Origin of the sequence: Neiella litorisoli (assembly GCF_014773395.1) — a bacterium.
In the GTDB taxonomy this organism is placed as follows: Bacteria; Pseudomonadota; Gammaproteobacteria; order Enterobacterales; family Neiellaceae; genus Neiella; species Neiella litorisoli.
Genome location: NZ_JACXAF010000001.1, coordinates 300,521 through 324,591, shown reverse-complemented (window position 1 = coordinate 324,591; position 24,071 = coordinate 300,521). Strand labels below are relative to the sequence as shown.

16 protein-coding genes are annotated in these 24,071 nt (G+C 51.4%); 10 read left to right on the top strand and 6 right to left on the bottom strand.

Going from position 1 to position 24,071, the window contains the following annotated elements:
- Positions 1 to 51: 51 nt before the first annotated feature.
- The 3 genes from IC617_RS01440 to IC617_RS01430 form a co-directional block, all read right to left on the bottom strand.
- Positions 52 to 3,282, bottom strand: coding sequence for a two-component regulator propeller domain-containing protein (locus tag IC617_RS01440; RefSeq protein WP_191143196.1), 3,231 nt, complete (start codon positions 3,280 to 3,282; stop codon positions 52 to 54).
- Positions 3,283 to 3,437: 155 nt separating this feature from the next.
- A complete protein-coding gene (locus IC617_RS01435) occupies positions 3,438 to 3,908 on the bottom strand; it encodes a hotdog fold domain-containing protein (protein WP_191143195.1) in 471 nt (156 codons plus the stop codon).
- Between the two features lie 110 nt (positions 3,909 to 4,018).
- Entirely contained in the window at positions 4,019 to 5,005 is a 987-nt protein-coding gene (locus IC617_RS01430; RefSeq protein WP_191143194.1) for an RDD family protein, read from the bottom strand.
- Between the two features lie 718 nt (positions 5,006 to 5,723).
- Between IC617_RS01430 and IC617_RS01425 the strand changes: the two genes are divergently transcribed.
- Positions 5,724 to 6,680: a DMT family transporter gene (locus IC617_RS01425; RefSeq protein ID WP_191143193.1), complete on the top strand. Its 957-nt coding sequence runs from the start codon at positions 5,724 to 5,726 to the stop codon at positions 6,678 to 6,680.
- A gap of 6 nt (positions 6,681 to 6,686) precedes the next feature.
- Here IC617_RS01425 and epd read toward each other — a convergent pair whose 3' ends face one another.
- The gene (gene epd / locus IC617_RS01420) at positions 6,687 to 7,775 is read right to left on the bottom strand and encodes an erythrose-4-phosphate dehydrogenase (RefSeq protein WP_224745702.1); all 1,089 of its coding nucleotides are present in this window, start codon (positions 7,773 to 7,775) and stop codon (positions 6,687 to 6,689) included.
- A 517-nt stretch (positions 7,776 to 8,292) separates the two neighbouring features.
- On the opposite strand from epd, the gene IC617_RS01415 reads away from it, so the two are divergent.
- The gene (locus IC617_RS01415) at positions 8,293 to 9,834 is read left to right on the top strand and encodes a Re/Si-specific NAD(P)(+) transhydrogenase subunit alpha (RefSeq protein ID WP_191143192.1); all 1,542 of its coding nucleotides are present in this window, start codon (positions 8,293 to 8,295) and stop codon (positions 9,832 to 9,834) included.
- A gap of 5 nt (positions 9,835 to 9,839) precedes the next feature.
- Positions 9,840 to 11,240, top strand: coding sequence for a Re/Si-specific NAD(P)(+) transhydrogenase subunit beta (pntB, locus tag IC617_RS01410; protein ID WP_191143191.1), 1,401 nt, complete (start codon positions 9,840 to 9,842; stop codon positions 11,238 to 11,240).
- Between the two features lie 59 nt (positions 11,241 to 11,299).
- Here the strand turns inward: pntB and IC617_RS01405 are convergent, their stop codons facing one another.
- Positions 11,300 to 12,742 carry a phosphate/phosphite/phosphonate ABC transporter substrate-binding protein gene (locus IC617_RS01405; protein WP_191143190.1) on the bottom strand — a complete coding sequence of 481 codons (1,443 nt, stop codon included), beginning with the start codon at positions 12,740 to 12,742 and terminating at the stop codon, positions 11,300 to 11,302.
- Positions 12,743 to 12,928: 186 nt separating this feature from the next.
- On the opposite strand from IC617_RS01405, the gene ggt reads away from it, so the two are divergent.
- Entirely contained in the window at positions 12,929 to 14,614 is a 1,686-nt protein-coding gene (gene ggt, locus IC617_RS01400; RefSeq protein ID WP_191143189.1) for a gamma-glutamyltransferase, read from the top strand.
- A gap of 380 nt (positions 14,615 to 14,994) precedes the next feature.
- Here ggt and IC617_RS01395 read toward each other — a convergent pair whose 3' ends face one another.
- Positions 14,995 to 15,903 carry a glycoside hydrolase family 16 protein gene (locus IC617_RS01395; RefSeq protein ID WP_191143188.1) on the bottom strand — a complete coding sequence of 303 codons (909 nt, stop codon included), beginning with the start codon at positions 15,901 to 15,903 and terminating at the stop codon, positions 14,995 to 14,997.
- A gap of 299 nt (positions 15,904 to 16,202) precedes the next feature.
- Here IC617_RS01395 and IC617_RS01390 point away from each other — a divergent pair, with 299 nt between their 5' ends.
- The 6 genes from IC617_RS01390 (at position 16,203) to IC617_RS01365 (ending at position 23,972) form a co-directional block, all read left to right on the top strand.
- Positions 16,203 to 16,871, top strand: coding sequence for a DUF3313 domain-containing protein (locus IC617_RS01390; protein ID WP_191143187.1), 669 nt, complete (start codon positions 16,203 to 16,205; stop codon positions 16,869 to 16,871).
- Positions 16,872 to 17,073: 202 nt separating this feature from the next.
- Entirely contained in the window at positions 17,074 to 17,532 is a 459-nt protein-coding gene (locus IC617_RS01385) for a (2Fe-2S)-binding protein (protein WP_191143186.1), read from the top strand.
- A 1-nt stretch (position 17,533) separates the two neighbouring features.
- A complete protein-coding gene (locus IC617_RS01380) occupies positions 17,534 to 19,738 on the top strand; it encodes a xanthine dehydrogenase family protein molybdopterin-binding subunit (protein WP_191143185.1) in 2,205 nt (734 codons plus the stop codon).
- 489 nt (positions 19,739 to 20,227) lie between these two features.
- Positions 20,228 to 21,271, top strand: a complete 1,044-nt coding sequence (locus tag IC617_RS01375; protein ID WP_191143184.1) for a sensor histidine kinase — start codon at positions 20,228 to 20,230, stop codon at positions 21,269 to 21,271.
- Positions 21,268 to 22,074, top strand: coding sequence for a LytR/AlgR family response regulator transcription factor (locus IC617_RS01370; RefSeq protein ID WP_191143183.1), 807 nt, complete (start codon positions 21,268 to 21,270; stop codon positions 22,072 to 22,074). Before IC617_RS01375 ends, IC617_RS01370 begins: the two co-directional genes overlap by 4 nt.
- A gap of 104 nt (positions 22,075 to 22,178) precedes the next feature.
- Positions 22,179 to 23,972: a glycoside hydrolase family 9 protein gene (locus IC617_RS01365; RefSeq protein WP_191143182.1), complete on the top strand. Its 1,794-nt coding sequence runs from the start codon at positions 22,179 to 22,181 to the stop codon at positions 23,970 to 23,972.
- The last annotated feature ends 99 nt before the right edge of the window (positions 23,973 to 24,071 follow it).

Here is a 24,071-nt window from a genome sequence, read left to right as displayed (position 1 = left end):
CTTGCCGCCAGCTCCTTCGGCAATACCGCTGCCACTCATTCCCCCAAACGATTACCATTGCAGCGGTGACTCTAGCGAGGTCAACACCTTGATCTGGCATTGTTCAATTTGCTGGCGGTAACTGCCCACATCGCTTACTTGCTGATGATCACCAGCAACCCCTACCCAGCCGTTGCGGCCAGAATTTTTAGCACAATAGAGATTGATGTCGGCGATATCGATGATTTGTTGCCAGCTGAGTTGTTGACCTTGCTGATCCTGACAATTGTAGGAGGCAAAGCCGACCGAGCAGGTAATATCGAGCGCTAATTGATCATTGATTCGGATCGGCTGTTGCCGCACCGACTGACAAATGCGCTCGGCGACATCGCTGGCATAATCGTGACTGACAAAGCGTGACAGTACCAAAAACTCCTCTCCTCCCCAGCGAATCACATAATCAGAAGCTCGTGTTGCTTGCTTCAGCAACTCAGCAATACGTTTGAGCACGATGTCGCCAGCCGAGTGACCATGGACATCATTGACTTGTTTGAAGTGGTCCAAATCAATCAGAAAGAATGCCAAATCACTGTTTGCTGGTGGAGGCTGATCGCTTTGCCGCTGCCAAGACTCATAACGCCGTGTCACTTCGGCCACATCGGCATCAATAAACTGCTCGAAAAAGCGTCGGTTGTTTAGTCCGGTGAGTGGATCGCTAAAGCTAATTTGGGTGAGTTTTTCATTGGCCTGATGAAGCTCCTGAGTGCGCTCCCGAACGCGTTGTTCAAGCTCCTGGCGGCGCTTATTCTGATTGTGGACATATGCCAACACCACACTGAGTATCAATGCGACATAGAGGCTATAGGCCCACCAAGTGCGCCAAGGCGCAGGACGCACGTGCAAAGTGATAGTGGCATCCTGAGCGCTCCAGCGGCCTTCGCGGTTTTGTGCTTTGGCACGCAGGGTGTAAGTGCCAGCATCGAGATTGGTGTAGGTGATCCGCCGGTGATTGCCCAGCTGAATCCAATTCTGATCAAAGCCGTCGAGCTTATAGGCGTAGCGATTGGCGGCGCTACTGCGAAAGTTTAGTGCCGACACTTCAAACGAAACCACATTCTGACGATGGTTCAGCCACACTTCATCGGCCACCGAAATGCTTTGCCGCAGCGCACCGCGCTCGTTAATTGGCACTGGCTCATTGAGAATTTCAATGTCGGTGAAGACGACTTTAGGGCGGGCGTTACGGGCTTTAATTTCGGTTGGATCAAAGCGGGTATAACCGCTCTGGCCACCAAAAAAAATCTCGCCGAAACTGGAAAATAGCACGGCGCCGACATTAAACACGTTACCGGCAATGCCAAAACTGCTGTCGAAATTGCGAATTAAGCGGCTCTCTGGATCAAAGCTCACTAGCCCTCTATCGGTGCCTAGCCAGAGGTTGCCTTGCCGATCTTCGGTAATTGAAACCACCACATCGGATGGCAACCCGTGCTCTCTGGTAATGGTGGAGAATGTCTCGTTGTGGTAGTGGAATTGACTGAGGCCACCGCCATTGGTGCCGATCCAGAGGCGCCCCTGAGCGTCTTCAAAAATTGCTCGGATCTGGTCGCTGTGCAGACTGCTGGGGTCGTCAAGTGTGGTTTTGTACACCTTAAAATCTTGCTGCTCGCGGTCCATCCGCGCCAAGCCCTGTTCGGTCGCCAGCCAAAAGTTGCCCTGCGAATCTTCGCGCATGGCCCAGACATTGATATCTGGTAACGCGGTTGGGTCATTGGGATCATGCTCAAAGACTTGGCTGGACTGGCCGCCCTCTCCTACTCGGGTTAAACCGCCACCAATGGAGCCGAGCCACAAGGTGTTGGCTCGATCGCGATAAATGGTCCAGTAATGATTGATGTGATGGCTGGCCGCATCTTGATGAAGCGGGGGGAGGCGAACGAAGCGGTCACTGTCGATGTGATATTTGGTGATGCCGCTGACGCCAGCGACAATCCACAGCCAGCCGTCGTTATCAAGGTGCAGATCGAGCACACCATCAGAACTTAAACTGGCAATGTTGCCCGGCTGGTAATGAAAAAAGTCGTATTGGCCGTTTTCCGGCCGATAGCGTGCTAGGCCGTTGCCATCGAGCGCTAGCCACAAATGACCATGATGGTCCTCGACGATACTACGGACCTTATTGATTGGCTCAATAATCTCATTAATGCGGGTATCGGTGACGCCGTAAAATGGCGAGCTATGGCGTTCAAAGACACTGACATTACTAGGATAAAGGCCAAACCACATATCGCCGCTGGCCGTTTCCAAAATGCTACGCACGGCATTGGAGCCGAGCGAATAGCTGTTGTTGGCGAAGCTACCTAGTGTCATTAACTGATCGAGTTCTCGATTCAGCCACTGAACGCCAAAACCATCGGTCGCGACCCATAAGATGCCCTGACGATCTTCGTAAATATCCCAAACCGCAGCACTCGATGGTGAGTCTTGTGTGGCTGATGCGCTGGCATCGAGTTGGGTCGGATAAAACTCAAAATTTTGGCTTGCTGGCAGGTACTTGAGCAGGCCCTGCTCGCTGCCAACCCAGATTTGGTTTTGGCTATCAACAAACACCGAACGAATTAGTGATGTCTGCAGTTGGTCACTGACATTGGGCTGCTCAGCAAAGTGCTCAACGACACCGGAGCCCTGATGCCAGCTGATCAACCCCTTGCTTGAGGCCAGATATAAATGGCCGGTTTGATCAGCTGCAAGATCGAATACTTCTGGCTGCTGCATGGTCGCTGGGATTTGGTCGTTGCTGTGGCAGATTGCGTCTGTCGTTTGATTGGGGCCAAGGCATAAGCCGCGTCCGGTGGCGAGCCACATGATGTCGTGATTGGTGTTGTCATTGACCTTGCTATCGAAATGAATGCGATAGACTGGCGTGTTAGCTTGGCCGGAGAGCGGTGCTGGGTAGAAATTATCAAAGTTTTCCGAGGCGTAATTGTAACGGCTTAACCCCCGCTCAGTGCCAAACCAGAGGTTGCCGTCGCTATCTTGGGCGATGTCATGCACGGTGTCAGCGCTAATTGTGGCGGGGTTGGTGTCGTCGTAACGGAAAATCTCAAAGTCGTAGCCATCAAAGCGCGCTAGCCCGAGACGCCCAGCAAACCATAAAAAGCCATACTGATCTTGGTGCATATCCAGTACCGCACCAATGGATGTCTCGACAGCGATTTGCCGTTGCTGAAATGTCACCTGCTCAGGGATTGCCGCGGCATTGCTGGCGGACGAAATCAGCCATAAGCAAGTGGCTAGGCTCACGAGCCAAACGAGCGGCGAGCGCAGGCGGATAATAAGGGGAGTCGAAAAGCCCATAGACCTCGTCAGGTGTTGTCAGGGACATCTAACTGTCAGAATCAATGGCTATAAGTGTAATGCAACTGGCGCCGAACGACGCTCGTAATTGACGCCCGTCGTTAAGGTTTTGCTGCCTTTTCAGTGATCCACAGGGTGATGGTGCCTTTGACCACGACTTTGCCATGCTGATCAACCGCTTCGACCGGTACCAGCATATCGCCGGGTTGCCACAGTTCGGGGCTAATTTTAACTCGGCAGGTGATGTCAGTTTCCGCTTTGGCGGTGTAATCCACCGTCATGCCTTTGGGGATCCAGCGCAAGTGTTTGGGGACCGATGCTTCGGCCATAAAGCCCATTGCCATTTCGAGACCGTTGCAAATGGCAATAACATGGACGGTGCCAATATGATTGGTTACCGCTTTGCGCTTTTTGATCAGCACTTCACAGTGGTTTTCAGCAATATGAGTTACCAAGGGTTTAATGGTTTTGAAGTAAGGAGCACGCCGCGCTGCATAACGGCTAAATAGCCACTGACCAAAGGGCATTTTACTGAATTGGTTATAGATTTTAAGAACGTAATTATCCGACATAATTAACTCCTCCGACCAGTTATTGTAACTTAGTTGGATTGCTGTCGGTTTGGCAAGGGAGTTGGCCAAGCAAAGTTGAATTTTGTTGGTTGGGTCAAGCCATTAGCAAACTAGTGGGATTGATGGCCACGCTTCCGATAAATCACCGCCGTTGCCGCAATTCTGTCTTGAATTGCCTGCCGGTTTGGATCCCAATAGATTTGCAAAAAGCCCAGCATGCCGGTGGCTAAACCGGCGACATAGCCACCGTAGCGACCAAAACAGCCCCAAGCTGTTAAGGCTTGTCCATCAAGCCGCACAACTTGAGTCCGCAGTAATCGCTTGCCAATGGTTTGGCCATTGAACCATGCCGGAAGCACTGTGAAATACGCAATGGCCCAACTAAAGCCAATACCCAAATCTTTCATGGCGCCTTGCAGCCAGACCATTGGCGTCACTTGTTGCTGGCAATCGTCGTCATTGCTCAAATTACCAAACTGTGCGTCCAATTCAGTAATGTGACTAGCGGGTTCTGCCGCAGGTTGGTTGTTGTCTTCGGCTGCAACGGGCGTTGGGCTTGGTCCGAGTAACTGACTTATTTCGGCGGCAGACAGAGGGCTTTCTTGCAAAGCTTCTGCGAGCACTTGGTATTGCGCCTCAGCGGGTAAGCTGGTTTCTGCCAATGCCTGTTTAAGTGCCGCCACTTCCCGTTCAAAACAGCCCTGCTCGCTGCAGCTATTCAGCGCGATAAAGCTGGGTACCTGACTGAGAATGGTGAGTGTGTCGTTGATGCCTTGCTGTTGTGGTAAGTCGTCATCGTCGCTGAGCATCACTGCGACAATGGGCAGCAGAATAAAAGCGGCAATTAAGGCTAGGCGTTTACTGGTGCCATGGAGGTGCTGCTTGATCATCCACAGCAAAATAAAAACAGGCATTGCCCAGATGACATCAAGCAATACCGCGGCGCAGCCGACGACAATAAGGTCGATCAGCATGGCGATGCCACGTCGCCATGGTCTAGCGAGGGGAGTCTCTAATAATTGTGGCGCTACGCGAAACGCATACGGGGTGATTTTGGAGCGTGTTTCACTGCCGTGCTGATTGCTGTCTTGTTCCATGCCTGAACTCTGTTGTCGGTCCGTCTGAGGTTAGCTTAATGGACTCGATGGCTGGTTTTTTGATCCGCATCGTTTTTTGGTTTTGGGCATCAGAGCAGTCGTCATAATCTTGGGTGACGCCGAGAAATCATCCCTGATGGCTCAGCTGCCGCTTCCATGCGGCAGATGCACCCAAGCTCATGACGACTACTCTGCTGCTGGGGAAGCGCCAAGGCGAACATGGTTCCCTTTTGTTCCCCGCTTCCATGCGGCAGATGCAGCTAAACTCATGACGACAGCTCTGCTGCTGAGGTAACGCCAAAGCGAACATGGTCCCCTTTTGTTCCCCGCTTCCATGCGGCAGATGCACCCAAGCTCATGACGACAGCTCTGCTGCTGAGGCAACGCCAAAACGAACATGATCCCCCCTTCCGCCTAGGACGAGTGTCAACAAAAGTGTCCAAAAGGGGCTTTGCAAACGGTCAATAAATAATCGAATGACCTTGCCTTGATTAATCGTGGCCGCTAGCTTCTAAGCAAGACATTCCATTGTTTAAAACCAACTGTATGAATTGTTCAATCGCCCATCGCAAACAAGATTCGCTACTCGTGCGTAACGAGTGGCAGCCTGTTTGCGTGTGTAACTGAACATTCAAATCTGGCTGCGAAACGCAGCCAGAATGCCCTCCGTTTCGCAGCCCTATCAGCAAAGGTTATCTAACCGCTAGGGAGGCGAACGATGACTACCGACACTTGCACCGACAAGCCACCGCCGAGTATGGCGCGGCCAAATCGCTCGGCTTTATTGGGCTCGCTTTTGTGTGTTGCATCTGCAGCACTGTTTTCCAGTAAAGCCATTTCGATCAAATTAGCGTTCCAATACGGGGTTGATGCAACCACCCTATTGGCGCTGCGAATGGCGTTCACGCTGCCATTTAGCTTAGTGATCCTGTGGCTGCAATGGTCGCGCCGAAAAAGCCAAGCTCATCATCTCTGCAGCAAAAAAGGGCTAGCCGTTATCGGTATTGGGGTTTTGGGCTACTTCATCGCCAGCTTGTTGGACTTTATTGGCCTGAGTTATATCAGTGCGCAACTTGAGCGGGTGGTGTTATTCAGTTATCCGCTACTGGTTGTCTTGCTTGGCTGTAGCCTGTTTGGCATGACCTTTCACCGACCGTTGTTGTGGACTATCCCCTGCTGTTGGCTTGGCATCGCCATCAGCATGTGGTCGGAACTCAGCATCAACAGCGAAGGCACCCTGACTGGCGTGTTGCTGGTTTTGGCCTCGGCCGTTTGCTTTGCCTTTTACACCTTGTGCAGCAAACACATGATCCAATGGTTTGGCGCGGGCATATTCAGCAGCTTGGTGATGTCAGCGGCAAGTGCCGTTGCTCTGGTTTACTACGCCGTCACTGCCGATCTCGTCACTTTGCTCGAGCAGCCGATGGCAGTCTATGGACATGCCGTTTACATGGCGATTATGGCAACGGTGATCCCAGGGTATTTGTTCAGTGAGTCGATTCGCCGCATTGGTGCCGATCAAGCCTCGGTGACCAGCTCTGTTGGCCCTGTCAGCACCGCGATCATGGCTTACCTGATTTTGAATGAGCCCTTTGGTTGGGGTCAGGCCATTGGTTTGTTGATGGTGACTGCCAGTGTGCTGTGGCTGACGCTGAACCAGCGAGCGAAAGCCTAGTCCAGCTTACTCGCTATCTTCTGGCTCATCATCGCCTTGCTGGGCGTCGGCATTGGCGGTGATGGTGGCCAGTGCCAAACAAGTATCGAGCATGCGATTGGCATAGCCCCATTCGTTGTCACACCAGATCAGCAACTTCACTAAGTGGCCATCGGATACGCGGGTTTGGCTGCCATCGACAATCACCGAGTGCTCATCGTGATTGAAGTCAGCCGATACCACTGCGTCTTCGGTGTAATCCATGATGCCGATAAAGCGCTCTTCAGACGCTTGCTTCAGCATGGCGTTAATGCTGGCAACATCAACCCGCGTCGACAGCGTGAGAGAAATATCCATGGCGGTGACATTGGTGGTTGGCACCCGCACGGCGATTGCCTCGAACTTGTTTTCCAAGTGCGGCAGCACCCGCTCAATACCGCGGGCAAGCTTGGTATCGACCGGAATAATCGACTGACTGGCGGCGCGGGTTCGGCGTAAATCAGGGTGGTAGGCATCAATCACCATCTGATCGTGCATCATCGAGTGAATGGTGGTGATGGCGCCGCGCTCAATGCCAAACACTTCGTCCAGCACGCCAAGTACTGGCACGCAGCAATTGGTGGTGCACGACGCGTTAGAAATGATGGTGTGCTGTGGTTGCAATTCATGTTGGTTAACGCCAAAGACAATGGTGGCATCAACATCCGGATCGGCAGGGTGGCTGAAAATCACCTTTTTGGCGCCGGCGGTGATGTGCTTTTCAGCATCTGCGCGGCTGTGCAACACGCCAGTACATTCGAGCACAATGTCCACTTGCAGCTCTTCCCATGGCAACTGCTCTGGATCGGCCTCGTGAGTGAGGGCAATGGCATCTTCTTCGACCCAAAGCACACCTTCACCAATGCTGACCGGTAAAAAAAATCGGCCGTGGGTGGTGTCGTATTGCGTTAGATGACGAATCGCTTCTGGGGTCGCCAGTTCATTAATTGCGACCAGTTGCATGTAATCCCTTAATCCCGATTCATATAAGGCTCGAAAGGCACTGCGGCCAATGCGGCCAAAGCCGTTGATGGCAATTCGAAGGGGTCTATCTAAGCTGGGAAACTGCATGGACATACAAACTCGCAAAAAAGTTAAAAACAGTGCTGGCAGCACTTTACCACACTCAAAAGTTCAGCTGCGGGTTTATCCGATTGATGTTTGAATAACTCAGAGTGGGTAACGGATGAATGGCCGTCTATTTAATAACGCCATGTTTTTGTTATTGAAAACAATATTGAGATAAGAAAATAACCAAATGGTTGTGACTAAATAGTCATTTTTGATGCATATTTTTTCACTTGCCGGTATCATGCCCGTTGACTTTGTCCTACAGGTAAGTGAAGTTGCTCAAATAGTCGCTGCAATCAGTTACTACAAATGAGCAACTATAATAACGGGCCGTTAGCCGAATGAAAGCCGTTCATAACAGGTCCAACAACAAGCTTACAGCGTTAAAAAGCCACATGGGGTTGTTCTTGGTCAATTATTTACCAAGGTAAATGACTGATAAAGAACGCCTGTTTTTCACACTCCGTTTTAGCAACAAGCCATAGGGGTGTGACAGAGTACCAGTACAATTAGGAACCATCTCATGCAAATCGGGATTCCACAGGAAATCGCAAACAACGAGAAACGTGTTGCTGCGACTCCCACCAGCATTGCTCAGCTGCTTAAGCTTGGCTTTGATGTGGTGGTTGAAGCGGATGCGGGGCTCGCCTCCAGTCTCAGTAATGAGGCATACGAACAAGCAGGCGCTAAAGTCGTTGATCGTCAAACGGCTTGGCAAAGTGACATCGTCTTAAAAGTAAATGGTCCGGTAGAGACCGCTGACGGTCACGAAGCCGATCAACTGAAAGAGGGTGCATTGTTGATCAGCTTCATCTGGCCTGCCCAGAATGAAGCGTTATTGAACAAACTGGCTGAAAAGAAAGTCAGTGCGATGGCGATGGATATGGTGCCACGGATCTCCCGTGCCCAATCGCTCGACGCGCTCAGCTCAATGGCCAACATTGCCGGTTATCGCGCCGTGGTAGAAGCGGCTCACCACTTTGGCCGCTTCTTTACTGGCCAGATCACTGCCGCTGGTAAAGTGCCACCGGCCAAAGTCTTGGTGATTGGTGCTGGTGTTGCCGGTTTGGCTGCAATTGGTGCTGCCGGTAGCTTAGGTGCCGAAGTCCGCGCCTTCGATACTCGCCCAGAAGTGAAAGAACAAATTAACTCCATGGGTGCCGAGTTCTTAGAGCTCGATTTTGAAGAAGAAGCAGGCTCTGGTGATGGTTACGCCAAAGTCATGTCAGAAGAATTTATTGCTGCGGAAATGGCCTTGTTCCGCGAGCAAGCGAAAGAAGTCGACATCATTATCACTACGGCACTCATTCCGGGTAAACCAGCGCCTAAGCTGATCCTCGAAGACATGGTGCAACTGATGAAGCCAGGTAGCGTCATTGTTGACTTGGCTGCCGCAACCGGTGGTAACTGTGAGTTGACTGAACCTGAAAAAGTCGTGGTCAAAGAAGATGTCACCATTATTGGTTACACCGACTTGCCATCGCGCTTGCCAGGCCAATCAAGCCAGCTTTACGGCACCAACTTGGTCAACTTGTTGAAGCTGCTGTGTAAAGAAAAAGACGGCAACATCGACATCGATTTTGAAGATGTGGTGATCCGCGGCGTGACCTCGGTGAAAGAAGGTGAAATCACTTTCCCACCTCCACCGATTCAAGTGAGCGCTGCGCCGAAAGCTGAACCAAAACCAGAGCCGGTCAAGGAAGAGCCAAAAGCGCCGAAGCCTTGGTTAAAGCCTGCTCTTGCCGCTGCTGGTATTGCAGCCTTCGGTTGGGTTGGTAGTGTTGCGCCGCCAGATTTTCTTGCCCACTTCACTGTGTTCATTCTGGCCTGTGTGGTCGGTTACTACGTGGTATGGAATGTCACCCATGCCTTGCACACCCCGCTGATGAGTGTGACCAATGCGATTTCCGGCATCATTATTGTTGGTGCGTTATTGCAGGTCGGGCTTGAGGGCTGGCTGATCACTGTATTGGCCTTTATTGCGGTATTGATTGCCGCCATTAACATCTTCGGGGGCTTTACCGTCACCCACCGGATGTTGAAGATGTTCAGTAAAGGGGAGTAAGCAGAATGTCTCAAGGATTAGTTACTGCGGCATACATTGTTTCTGCCCTGTTATTTATCTTGTCGCTTGCTGGCTTGTCCAAGCAAGAAACCGCCAAAGCTGGTAACTGGTATGGTATTGCCGGTATGACCATCGCCTTGGTGGCGACTATTTTAGACCCGAAAGTCAGCGGCGTTGGCTACATCGTGGTGGCCATGGTGATCGGTGCCATTATTGGTATCCGTTTAGCACTGAAAGTTGAAATGACCGAAATGCCAGAATTGGTGGCGGTGCTTCACAGCTTCGTCGGTTTAGCGGCGGTGCTGGTTGGTTTCAACAGCTACTTTGAACACCACAATCTGTCTGAGTTTGAAAAGTTGGCGATGGACTCTGCAGTGGTCAACATTCACCTCACCGAAGTCTTCTTAGGCGTCTTTATTGGTGCGGTGACCTTTACCGGCTCAATTGTGGCGTTTGGTAAGCTACGCGGCATTATGTCGTCCAAGCCGCTGAGCATTCCGTTCAAGCACAAGCTCAACCTGATGGCGATTGTGTTCTCAACCGTGCTGATGATTCACTTCGTCCAGCAAGGCGGTGTGACTTGGCCGTTGATCGTGATGACCCTGATTGCCTTTGCTTTTGGCTGGCACTTGGTTGCTTCGATTGGTGGTGCCGACATGCCAGTGGTTGTATCCATGCTGAACTCTTACTCGGGTTGGGCCGCAGCGGCCGCTGGCTTCATGCTGAGCAATGACTTGCTGATCGTGACTGGTGCCTTGGTTGGTTCGTCAGGTGCGATTCTGTCCTACATCATGTGTAAAGCGATGAACCGCTCGTTCATTAGTGTGATTGCCGGTGGTTTTGGTACCGATGGTTCAAGCTCTAGTAGTGACGAAGAGCATGGCGAGCACAAGGAAACGTCGGCCGAAGAGGTGGCCGAAATGCTCAAGAGCGCCAACTCCGTGATCATCACTCCAGGTTACGGTATGGCGGTCGCTCAAGCGCAATATCCGGTTGCAGAAATTACGAAAAAACTGCGCGACGCTGGCGTTGATGTTCGCTTTGGTATTCACCCGGTTGCTGGTCGTTTGCCGGGTCACATGAACGTGCTGTTGGCAGAAGCCAAAGTGCCATATGACATCGTGTTGGAAATGGACGAAATCAACGATGACTTCCCTGAAACGGATGTGGTTTTGGTGATCGGTGCCAATGACACGGTGAACCCTGCTGCGCAAGACGATCCAAACAGCCCGATTGCCGGCATGCCGGTATTGGAAGTTTGGAATGCCAAAGAAGTGATTGTGTTTAAGCGTTCGATGAACACTGGTTATGCTGGTGTACAAAACCCGCTGTTCTTCAAAGAGAACTCATGGATGCTGTTTGGCGATGCCAAAGCCTCGGTTGATAACATCAACAAAGCGCTGTAGTTCACTCGCTAAATCGACATTAGAAACCGCCTCGTTTGAGGCGGTTTTTTTATGTTTACTCAGGGCGTTTCCAGATTGCTAAAAGTGCGAGGCTCCCAACTGACTCCGACCATGTATGCGTCTTGGTTTTCTGTAGCCGGTGCAATGACACACGCGCTGCGAATCATTCGCTCTTTACCGCTTGCCAGCACGATGCGAAATTCACAGTTGAATTGCTCGCCTGCTAGTCGCGGCTCAATGAGGTGGTCCATCACCATTTGCTGATCATCCGGATGAACCTTAGCGAGCCACTGTTTATCAAGTGGCTCTGTGGTGTCGGTCTCGATCTCAAACAGCTGATACATTTGCTGATTCCAAATCAGTTCCTTGTGATTTCGGTGCCACTCCCAAACGCCAAAATTACCCGCTTGGGTTGCTAAATTCAGGCGATGAGAAAAAGCTTTCAAGCGTTGCTCGCTTTGCCGCAATTGTTGCGTCAATAAGCGTTGTCGAACGAGTAGCCCAGCCAGCAGCAACAGGGTTAAAACGGCGGCGATGATGGTCATCGAGTATTGCTTTGCGACTTGCGAGAGATCGACTTCTTTGGCTTTGTCATAAGGAGGCAGCTGCAGTTGTCGCAGTAGGTTGCGAACCGGTTTGTAGTGATATGGCACGGTCCAGCCTGCAATATTGGCCGCGGTTGCAGCGCCATTTTGCGGCATGGTGATCAGAGCCGCGGCCACTTTTTCGGCCAGTTCATCAGAGGTAAAGGCAACGCGAGAAAAAGGCCATTCGGGGTAAAGCTCGGTGGATAGCAGAAATGGAAATTCGTTGAGGCTTTCGCTGGGTGGTGGCAATGCGCTGATCACTGACAGATCGATGTGTCCTTCGCTGGCCATTTGTTCAAGATGATCGGTGCGGACAATGCCAACATCGGCCTCGCCCGCTAACACCGCTTGTACCACGCGATCATGGGTGCCTTTGAATTGCACGGATTGCACGTCGTGTTCAGGATCAATGCCATGATCCATCATCACTTTCAGGGCCATGTGCCAGCCGCCAAGAGATGCTTTATCGACCGCGGCGATGCGCTTGTTGCGCAGTTGTTTGACTTTTTTAAGTTGCAGTTTGCGGTTGTCGGAAAAAATCACGCTGCCAAAAGTCGAAAAGACTTTGCCAGATTTTTGGTTCTTTAACGTGGCGATACGGCTAACGCCGTAGTCTTGCTCCAGTTGGACGTAAATGGAGGCGTTGACGAGCACAAATTGCACGTTGCCGGAGGCAACCGCCTGTCGCACTTGATCAAAATCGAGTGGCAGTACTTCAAACTCGTAACCGGGAATTTGCCCAGTCAGATAATCTGCCATCGGTTGCCAGCGCATCAGGGTAATTTCGTAGCCCCGCTTAGCGATGACACCAATTCGCACCAGCTCTTCGGCAGCGGCAGACGGCAACGAGCCCGCTAATGCTGCTAGCAATAATGTTGTGGCTGAAAAATAACGGCAGAAACCCGATGTATTCAATCGTTATCTCGCTCTACTGCTCACCCATCTTACTTAAGCCTAATGCGGCTGCGGTGGTTGGCAAATCTCGGCTGACAAAACTGTGGGCTGGTGCCAACTCATGGTGTCGTCAATGGCGACAACAAAACCGTGATCTTGTGGTTGTCGCCGAGTAAGCTGGGGGCGATTGATTATTGGAGAGCCAAGATGCGACGTAACATTTGGACACTGCTGTGTGCTGTTTTGACCTTGCCAGCATGGGGCTATGACCGAGTCACTGGCCATGATTTTGCCAGTCGTTCGGAGGTGATTGCGGTGAATGGCATGGCAGCCACCAGCCAGCCACTGGCAACGCAGGTTGCCTTAGACGTGCTTAAACAGGGCGGTAATGCCATTGATGCGGCCATTGCTGCTAACGCCATGCTGGGGCTGGTTGAGCCGACCGGTTGCGGTATTGGTGGCGATTTATACGCCATTGTTTGGGATGCGAAATCGGCAAAACTCTATGGTTTGAATGCTTCGGGTCGATCACCAAAATCACTGACCTTGGACTACTTCAAGCAGCAGGGCTTAGACAAAATTCCAAGCCATGGACCGTTGCCAGTGTCGGTGCCGGGCGCCGTTGACGGTTGGTTTGAGTTGCATGATAAGTTCGGCGTGTTGCCCATGAGTCAAATTCTCCAGCCTGCCATCGACTACGCCGAGCAGGGTTTTCCGGTCACAGAGCTGATTGCCTATTATCTTGGCCGCAGCGCACCGAAACTTAGCAAATATCCAGGTTTCACTGACACTTATATGCCAAACGGCGTTATTCCGGCAAAAGGCGATGTGTTTGCTAATCCGCGTTTAGCCAACACCTACAAGAAGATTGCCAAAGGTGGCCGAGAAGCCTTTTACAAGGGCGATATCGCCAAACAAATTGCCGCTTACATGAAAGCCAACGGTGGCTTTCTCAGCTACGACGATCTGGCTAGTCATCGCTCCGAATGGGTAGAGCCGGTATCGGCCAATTATCGCGGCTATGATGTATGGGAGCTGCCGCCCAATGGACAGGGTATTGCTGCGTTGCAAATTCTCAATGTCCTCGAAGGTTTTGATATTCAAGCCATGGGGCTGGATTCGGCAGATTATGTTCATGCCTTTGTCGAAGCCAAGAAGCTGGCGTTTGCTGACCGAGCTAAGTATTACGCGGATACGGATTTCAACCAGATCCCAGTGCAGCAGCTGATTTCAAAAAACTATGCCGACAAACGCCGTCAGCTGATCGACATGAATAAAGCGGCCAAGCGGGTCGATGCCGGTATTGTCCATGGCGATACCATTTACCTCACCACTGCTGACAAACACGGCAACATGGTGTCGTTAATTCAAAGTAACTACCGAGGCATGGGCTCGGGGATGGTGCCGGGCGATTTAGGTTTTATGCTGCAAGACCGTGGAGAACTATTCGCCCTTGAGGAAGGTCATTTCAATGTCTACGAGCCAGGTAAGCGCCCGTTTCACACTATTATTCCGGCCTTTATCACCAAAGATGGTAAGCCATGGGTGAGTTTTGGCGTGATGGGGGGAGCCACCCAACCGCAGGCTCACGCCCAGATTGTGATTAACTTGGTTGATTTCGGTATGAATCTGCAAGAAGCAGGCGACGCCCCGCGGATCCTCCACACCGGATCGTCGCAGCCCACTGGCGAGCAGATGCTCGATGGCGGCGTGCTGAGCTTGGAAGAAGGCTTTTCATTTATGACTCGCAGGCAATTGCTAAAACGAGGCCATGTCTTGCAGCAAAACTCGGGTTCATTTGGCGGCTATCAGGCCATTCTTCGCGATCCGAAAACCGGTGTTTATTACGGCGCATCTGAAAGTCGCAAAGATGGTCAGGCCGCGGGTTATTAATTCAAGGGTAGCGAAATTAGCGGAATAAACTTTTGTGGCGCTGAGTTGACTTGGGTGCATTAAGTCGTGATGTGTATGTTTGCTGTGCATGACGCCAAGATCGGAATCCCACTGGGTTGTATCGGAAGGGAATCAAAATTGGTGAAACAAACTTCTGCCGCAAGGATGCGGCAGTAGAGCCATCAGGGGACAAATTAATTAATTTGTCGCGAAGGCAGGAGGCCGTAGCGGGGCTTTGCCAAGGGCAGGAGCCCGACAGCAAAGACTTTACGGCGTTTTGTGAAACCAAATTTGATTCCCTGAGTGTTGTGCTGACTGAGAAAGCAAAAAAAGGAGCGCGATGCGCTCCAAATTACCTCATAGGGGGTGGTAACTATTTGCTATTTGGGAGTGTAAGCGTAGTAGCGGAACCAATCGTATTCAGCCGTCATTGGATAAGCGTTATCGATTGGATCACCACCAAAATGAACACCGACTTGGCGGGTCGGGATCCAGAAATTCATCATGATCTTGGTGTCTGTTTCTGGCACCCACGTTTTATTCACCTGTGGTGCTTGATAGGGCTGGTTATCTAAATCGGCATTGGTTAGCCGCCGCACTTCGACGCCATCCATAAACCAAGCAATGTAATCCGGCGTCCACTCAATGGCATAAACCGTCCACTCGCTGGTTGCTTTGGTCATCGGGTGGAGCTTTTCCCAAGCGCCCCAAGCGCGGGTATCGATCCAAGCAAAATCCGGATCAGATGCGCCATCGGCAAAGATGAGGTTCGATTGCATCGAGCCTGGCCGGCCACCTTCTAATTCAATATCAATTTCACGCCACATGCCGTCATCACGGTCATAGGTGAACAGCGACGAAATAAAGCCAGATGTCGCCGTGGTTGGCGTTTTAAAGCGTGCTTCAATTCGGCCATATTTGAATTTTTCGACGGTGCGCATCTCACCACAGCTGAATTCGTAGGCGCGTTTTTGCAGTTGGTGGTCTTCAGAGAACCCTGCCGCAACAGACTCTTTGCGCACGGTCAATGCCATCACACCGTCGCGGATCTCAACGCCCTGTGGCTGAAAACGGCAGTCAGCTTCATGACCGACGGCGCCGTCGCCGCGCTCCCATACTTTGGCGTCAAATGAATCGAAACGTTCGTCGAGTACCAAGGTGAAGTGGTCGTATTGGCCGGTGTAGCCAGCATAGGCTTCAACCTGTGGCGTTGCTGGATCGGATGAGCAGGCGGTTAAGGTGGCAACCGTCATGACTGCAGCTGCGCAGGTATTGATGTGTGATTTCATAGCGTTTGTTCTTTTCTCGTTATCCGTATTCGGCGTGAACGGGTGGCTTCAATGTATTATGAGCCGATGATTGGTATTTCACCATGTAAGGGCTTACATGGGAATCAAATGATGGTTTTTATTGGTCACTCATTGACCCTGTTCACGAAAATTATCGCTAATCCACCTTGGCTCTGATTTTTTAATGGGGCGATAGTTAGCGCGCGATGTTCTGCCAACAACCGAACTAATGTCGTTTATTGCAATCATACGGTGTAACTCACGAATATTAATTAACTGACAGACAAAGAGGAATTCACATGTTTGGCAAGTATAAGGTCATGGCGGCGGCATTAATGGCTTCGATTGTGCTAGCGGGCTGTAGCTCAACCGCACAAGATGAAACGGAGCGCAGTGGCTTTTTAAGCCGTTATGACAACATGGTTGAAATCCCAACCGAAGATGATGACTTATTCAAAATGCGCTGGGTCAGTGATCAATTCGCTTCAGGCAAGTACAGCAAATTGATGATCGATCCTGTTGTGTTTTTTCCAGCGCCAATGACTTCGGGCAAGGTTGGTGATGAGGTGCTGGCTGATATTCTGCAATACACCAATGATAGTGTGACAAAATCGGCGGCAAGTACCGGTAAGTTAACAACCTCTGTCAGCCCAGGTACGGTTCGTTTGCGTTTGGCGATTACCGGAGCCTCCATTGATGATCAGGGTTTATCGGCCATTCAATACTTGCCGATTGCATTCATCGCCTCTGCGGCAACGGGCAACCTCGATAATCTAGCTGCTAAGTTGATCATCGAAGGCGAAGTGATCGATGCCATGACCGGAGAATTGCTGAGTACCGCATATATCGTCGGCATCGGCAAAGAGGTGGACGATGATGAGACGGTGCTGAATTTTGATATGGTTCAGCCGGTTATCGACAAGTGGAATCAAGAAATGGTTGCGGCTATCCAGCGGGACTTGAAGTAAGCCATCGCAAATCACCGTCAGCAAATCACTTACAGTAAATCACCTTCAAAAGCAGCTGCAAAGCTGCTTTTTTTAGTTATCGAAAACTAGCTTGTTCGCAAGATCAAAATTGTTACATTTTACTCTCTTGCGCTGGTTGACGGGCTTGAGCCATCCTTGCTGGATAACAAAATAATACCTGCCTGCCCACGAGAGAGCTGTCATGATCACCATTAACGGAAAAGACTACGAAGTCGATGTACCTGCGGATATGCCACTGCTTTGGTTTATTCGCGATCGCCTCGGTATTAAAGGAACCAAATATGGCTGTGGTATGGGCCTTTGTGGTGCCTGTACTGTGTTAATTGATGGCCAAGCGCGGCGCTCGTGCATCATGCCAGTGGCAGCGCTCAATGGCGCTAAAATTACCACCATTGAAGGTCTTTCCGAGGATGCCAGCCATCCGCTGCAAAAAGCTTGGCTTGAGCACAACGTGCCGCAATGCGGTTATTGTCAGGCTGGCCAAATTATGAATGCTGCAGGCTTGCTGGCTCAGAATAATCAGCCTTCTGAGCAACAAATTGATGATGCCATGCAGGGCAATATCTGCCGTTGTGGCACTTATCAGCGAATTAAAAAAGCCATTCAAACGGCTGCTGATGAACTGGCCAAGGAGGTGTGACATGAAACCTTGGTTGAAACACACAGAAGCAGGTAAGTCGGTTGTCGTTGATAGTAGCCGCCGTAGTTTTTTAAAAGCCGCATCGTTAACCTCGGGTGGCTTGATGATGGGCATTACCCTGCCCGGCTTCGCCGCCAGCGGCGCTGCTTCTGCGCAAGAATATTCACCTAATGCTTACCTCAAGATTGCCGCCAATGGCGACACCACGATTTATGTTGGCCGCTGTGAAATGGGCCAAGGCATTAGCACTGCGCTGGGATCTGTGGTGGCCGAAGAATTAGAAGCCGACTGGAGCCGAGTCACTGTGCTGCAGGCTGACGGTGACGAAGATAAATATGGCTCGCAAGCGACCGGTGGCTCAGCCAGTATGCGGGTGATGTATACCCGCATGCGCGAGGCTGGCGCTGCCGCCAAAGAGATGCTGGTGCTGGCGGCCGCCAAGGCTTGGCAAGTGTCGGTAGATGACTGTGTTGCTGAAAATCACTATGTCCTCAACAAGGCCACTAAGGCCAAGCTTGGTTTTGGTGAGCTAACCAAAGTGGCTGCCACCTTGCCAGTACCGGAAAAACCGCAGCTCAAAGAAAAAGCCGACTTTCGTTACATTGGCTCCGATTTAAAGCGTCACGATGTCGATTTAGTGATTCGTGGCCAGCGCGTTTACGGTGCCGATGCCAGCGTACCTGGAATGAAATACGCCGCGATTGTTCATTGCCCAGTGCTCGGCGGCAAACTGAAATCGTTGGACGATAGTGGCGCCAAAGCAATGAAGGGCGTCAGCCATGTGGTTACCATCGACCGCTACGATGTGCCGTACGGCTCAGTCGGTGGTGTGGCGGTGGTGGCGGATAATACTTGGACCGCCCAGCAGGCAGTTAAACAACTCAAGATTGAGTGGGACCTAGGCCCGAACAAGGACTATGACACCGACAAATACCGCCAGCAGTTGGTCGCCAATGTTGAAAAACCGGCCAAAGTCATGGCTGAACGTGGCGATCTCGATGCCGCTTTGGCGGCGGCCAATAAAACGGTCTCGGCGACCTACACCGGCGGTCACCTTTGTCACGCTCCGATTGAACCAAACGCCAGCTTAGTGTGGGTCAAGCCGGATCAAATTGAAGTGTGGGCGTCGACCCAGAGTCCTGCCGATATCCAGAAGGTATTGGCGGATTACTTCAAGCGCGACAAAAAAGATGTCATCGTCCATGTGATGATTTCTGGTGGCGCATTTGGTCGCAAGTTCAAGTGTGACTATGTCCATGAAGCCGCCGTGCTATCGGCGCAAACCGGCCTGCCAATCCAGCTCACTTGGAGTCGCGAAGAAGACATGCGCACCGGCTATTATCACTCCATCAGTGCTCAGCATATTGAAGCGGCTATGGATGAATCAGGTCAGGTCACTGGCTGGTTGCACCGCGCGGCGTTTCCATCGATTGCGACCCTATTCGATCCGAGCCACCCTTACGCGCCGAAAGGACACGTCAAAGACATTGCCGAACACCCTTTTGGCATTGTTAATTTCCGCAGTGAATCAGGCGAAGCGCCGGCTCACACCCGCATTGGCTGGTATCGGGCGGTGTATGCCATCTTTTATGGGTTTGCGTTTGGCTCGTTCGCTGATGAACTGGCCCATGCGGCCGGCAAAGATACCGTCACCTTTTTGAATCAGGTGTACGACAACAATGGTAACCCCAAGCAGGCTGAGCAAGTCGCCCGCTCCAAAGCGGCCTTGGCCTTAGCTGCGGAAAAGTCTGGCTTTGGCCGCCAATTGCCAGCTGGTGAAGGGATGGGGATTGCGGTGCATTACAGCTTCCAGAGCTATGTGGCGATGGCTGTCCATGTCAAAGTGGATGGCAGCGATATTGAGGTGCTCAGTGTCGATTGTGCGGTCGATTGCGGCCAGGTGGTCAACAAAGATGGCGCCACTGCTCAAATGGAAGGGGCAGTCGTCATGGGCATGGGCTTGGCATTGCATACCGAAATTCACTTCAAGGATGGCGCGGTCACTAACTCGAACTATCACGATTATCCGGTTATGCGGATCCCCGATATGCCGCAAGTTAGGGTTCACTTTATCGATTCCGACCATGAGCCGACAGGGCTGGGCGAGCCTGGTGTCGGGCCGTTTGCTCCGGCATTGGCCAACGCCATCTTCGCTGCCACCGGCAAACGCTATCGCGATCTGCCGCTCAAGCCGCGAATGACGTAGCGGATCAGTTGGTTCTAGAGTAAGACAAGCCCACTGGTTTAGTGGGCTTGGTTAATCGATAAGTTTCCCCGACGTCTCGGGGCGCCCAGCTGGGCCTTTTGCAAGTGGCACTGCGGCTTTTCAGCTCTGGCGTTATCCTGCCAAGTGACTAATCAGCCTGCCAATTTGGTTCGGTCTGCGCTCATACTCATCCTATTGTTGTCGCCGCGACCGGATTTATTAGTGCCTTTGTTCCTACGGGCCAAATCGCCAATAAGATTACGAATCGCGCAGATTTTTTGCTGTGTAAATCGCTTGGCCTGACTGCGCTTGAGCGACAACTTGTCGCTAAATTTGCACTCCTCATCTCATCTTTGCTTACGCTGTTGTTACTGCCTTAGCCATTTTGTTATAGATGTCGAAACTTGTTGGTGTTTGACCGTAAGGCAGAATTTCTTGGGTAACTTTCTCTCTGGCACATTGCACAGGCCGTCTCGGCTGTTTTGGCTCATGCAAGCGAGTGGTTGGTTGGCCTATGCCGTGGTCATTGAAGTGGCGATCAAGCTGCCGAATGCCGATCCGCTGCGAACTGACTTACTGCATCTGTTGGTCGATGTTGTCACCGGCATCGCCGTTTCCTTTGGCTTGCGAGCGATATACCTGCGCAGCTGGTCGTTTCACTTGCTGTGGCGGTTTTCGCTGGGTATTGGCGGCATTGTCATTGGCTCGTCATTTTGGACTTACATGAAATGGATCAGCTTGCTGGCATTGCAGGGGCAACCCGGCTTTTACATTAGCTGGTATGACTTTGGTACATGGCAGTTGGCTTCGGTTGGTATTTTACTGGCTTGGACTGGCAGCTATTTTGGCATCAAGTATTACCTGTTGCTGCAGCGCGAAAATCGCCGGACTTATGAGGCGATGGCGCAGGCCAAAGAAGCGCAAATTAGAATGCTGCACTATCAGCTCAGTCCACACTTTATGTTCAATGCCCTGAACTCCATTTCCACCTTGGTCCACCTAGAGCAGAACAAGTCGGCGGCGACTATGCTCGATCAATTGGCGAAGTTTTTGCGCTATTCCCTCGATATTGACCCGCTGGCACTGATCCCACTGCAAATGGAAGTCGAGGCGATGCAGAACTACCTGAGCATTGAGCAAACTCGTTTTGGTGATCGGTTGGCGGTCGAATTTCAAATTGAACCTGAGGTGGCACAAGCGTTGGTGCCGAGCATGTTGTTGCAGCCGTTGGTCGAAAACGTCATCAAATACGTGATTAGTCCATCTATTGATGGCGGCAAAATTGCTATCGCAGCGAAAGCCGAGAGCGATTCATTAGTCATTACCGTGGTTGATGATGGCCCTGGCATCGCTGAAGGCGCTAATGGCGAAGTCAATATTAGCGGTGGTATTGGGCTGCAGAATATTGCTAGCCGCCTCGACACTCTATTTGGCAACCGAGGTTCAATTGATCTGAGCAACCTACCCCAAGGCGGAGCTCAGGTTAGGCTGTGTATTCCGCTGCAGTATGGACATAGCAAGGTGGTCGCATGAAGTCATTGCGAGTGATCTTAATTGATGATGAACCATTAGCGTTGCAAGGGTTGGAGTATCGCTTGCGTGCTTTTCCAGAGATTGACGTGATTGCCCAATGCGGGAACGGTTATGACGGCTTAAACGCGATTCATAAGCTGAGGCCAGATGCGGTTTTTCTAGACATCGAAATGCCTGAGCTCAGTGGCATCGACATGATCCAAATGGTCCATGCTGAGCTCATGCCCATGGTCGTTTTTGTTACCGCATTTAACCAGTTTGCTATCGACGCATTCGCCCTTCATGCCATCGATTATTTACTCAAGCCTGTGTGCACCGAACGATTGCAGCAGGCTGTCAGTCATTTGCACAGCCGCCAGCAGCAGCGCGACTCGCAGCGCCACAAACAGCAACTATTGCAAGCCCTATGTCAGTACACGGGGCGCTCCATTTTTGAATTAGACAGTGATTTGGAGCAAGGCGAACAACTCTGCCGCTACCCAAGTAATCTGACGATTAAGGACGCTGGCCGCGATACAGTGTTATTGCCTTGCGATGACATTGATTGGATTGATGCCGCAGGCGACTACATGTGTGTTCACAGCAATGGCGATACGCACATTATGCGAAGCTCAATGAAAGCCCTGTTAGAGCAGCTCAATCCGCATGTATTTAAGCGTATTCATCGCTCAACCATTGTTAACGTCCAACGGATTTGCAAAGTGACCCCGCACACCAATGGCGAACGCTACATTTCATTGATTGATGGTACCTGCTTGAAAGTCAGCCGCAGCTACAAAAATGTCGTCAGTGATTTTGCATGAAACGCTTAATCGTTCGTTCGCAACGGCTTATCTGAATTTTCTGGTAGTTGCCGTCGTTGTTACTCAGGATCGAGCAACACCTGTTGCCCGAAAGCCTAACAATAATGAAAAAAACAGCACTACTATTACTTGCCCTGTGGGCATGTCCTTGGTTTGCCACCGCCAACTTTGAGTCCCGCATCATTAGCATTAATCAGCTTGGTTACCCCGTTCATGGCGATAAAATTGCAACCTTGCGATCGGCCAGCAAAACGCCCCTAGGATGGCGTCTTTACAACCTAGACAGTGAACAATATGTGGCAGATGGCATGACCGTGCCGCGCGGCCATGATCATGCCTCTGGGGTGTCGGTTCATCACATCGACTTTAGCTCGGTCACCAAGCCCGGCCGTTACGTGATCAAGTGCGATGGCTCACCAAGCTATGGTTTTCGTATTGCCGATGATCTTTATCAGCAATTGCCTAGCGATTCGTTCCACTACTTCTATTTCCACCGCATGGGAGCTGAACTGGATAAAACTCTGCTGGCTGATCCGCGCCACTGGCGAGGGGCGCTGCATACCGCAGATCGGCAGATTAGCTGTTTTGATGATTGGTGTGGCGACGATGTCATGCTTAATGTCCAAGGTTCATGGGCCGATGCCGGTGATTTTGGTATTTACCCCGTCAATCATGCAATTTCCGCTTGGACCCTATTAAACGCTTATGAGTTGATGCCGCAGCAGCATCAAGATAACCAGTATGCAATTCCTGAACGCGGCAATGGTGTCCCTGATGTGCTTGATGAGGTGCGCTTTGGCTCGCAGTATTTCAACGGCTTAATGCCGCCGGAGCAATTGGCCTCGCATAAGGTCACCAATCAACAATGGAGTGTGTACCCGCTGAGTGTGGCGCATGAAAACGCCATGGAGCGCTATGCTCAACCTCCTTCTACTGCTGCCACCTATGCCGTTGCCCGCGTTGCGGCGCAACAAGCGCGAGTCATGGCGCCGTTTGATCCGGCATTCTCAAGCCAGCAGTGGCAATTGGCGCAGCTCGCTTGGCAGCGGGCAGAACAGTTACCACAAGTCCTGTATACCGCGGCAACCAAGGATTCACCCGGTGGCGGCGATTATCCCGACGAGGATGTCAGTGATGACCGCTATGCGGCATTGGCTGAAATGACCATCACTGCCAAGCGGCTACAGTCGAAGCACTTCGCAGGGTTTGTTGCCGAGCTGAAACAATCGCCTCACTTTTTGACCTTTAACTGGCGCGGCTCGATGGATTGGCAAAAGACTCAAGGAACTGGAACCCTATCCATTATCGCCAACTGGAAGGAGCTTGGCTTGTCACAAGCCGACCGCGAAAAAGCATTTGAAAGTTTGATTGTGTCGGCCGAAACCAGTTTGCAGACCATCGCCAATAGTGGTTTTCCAACACCCTACAACCCAGTGATTTACGATACCGAAGCGAAGTGGGAATGGGGTTCCAATTCGATGGTCGCCAACAACATGATTGTATTGGCCTATGCCTATGCAATCAGCGGCGAGCGCAAGTACTTGCAGGGCGTGTATCGTGGCTGGGATTATCTGCTGGGTAATAATGCGCTGAACCTGTCGTTTGTCACCGGCTATGGCTCTAACGCCGAGATGGATACCCTGGATGGCCACGCTTGGACACAATTATTGCGCGGCATCCCTTATCCTGCCGGTTGGCTCAGTGGTGGCCCGATGAATGACCCGTCCTCTTGTGTCGGTGAGCCGATGACCGATCTGTCTAAGCCGCCAGCACGGGCCTATGCGCCAGCAGGAACCGCATCACGCGCTTGGTGCAGTAAAGAAAACACTATTAACTGGAATGCCCCTTTGTATTGGTTGGCGATTTTCACTGCAAACAACCCAATGCCGAGGCAATGATACCGATCACATAAAACGGGGGGAACGTTCCCCTCGTTGTCACTGAACGCAGTAAATCGTCCACTTATCTCAAGTCAATTGAGGCTGCTCGCTGATTGC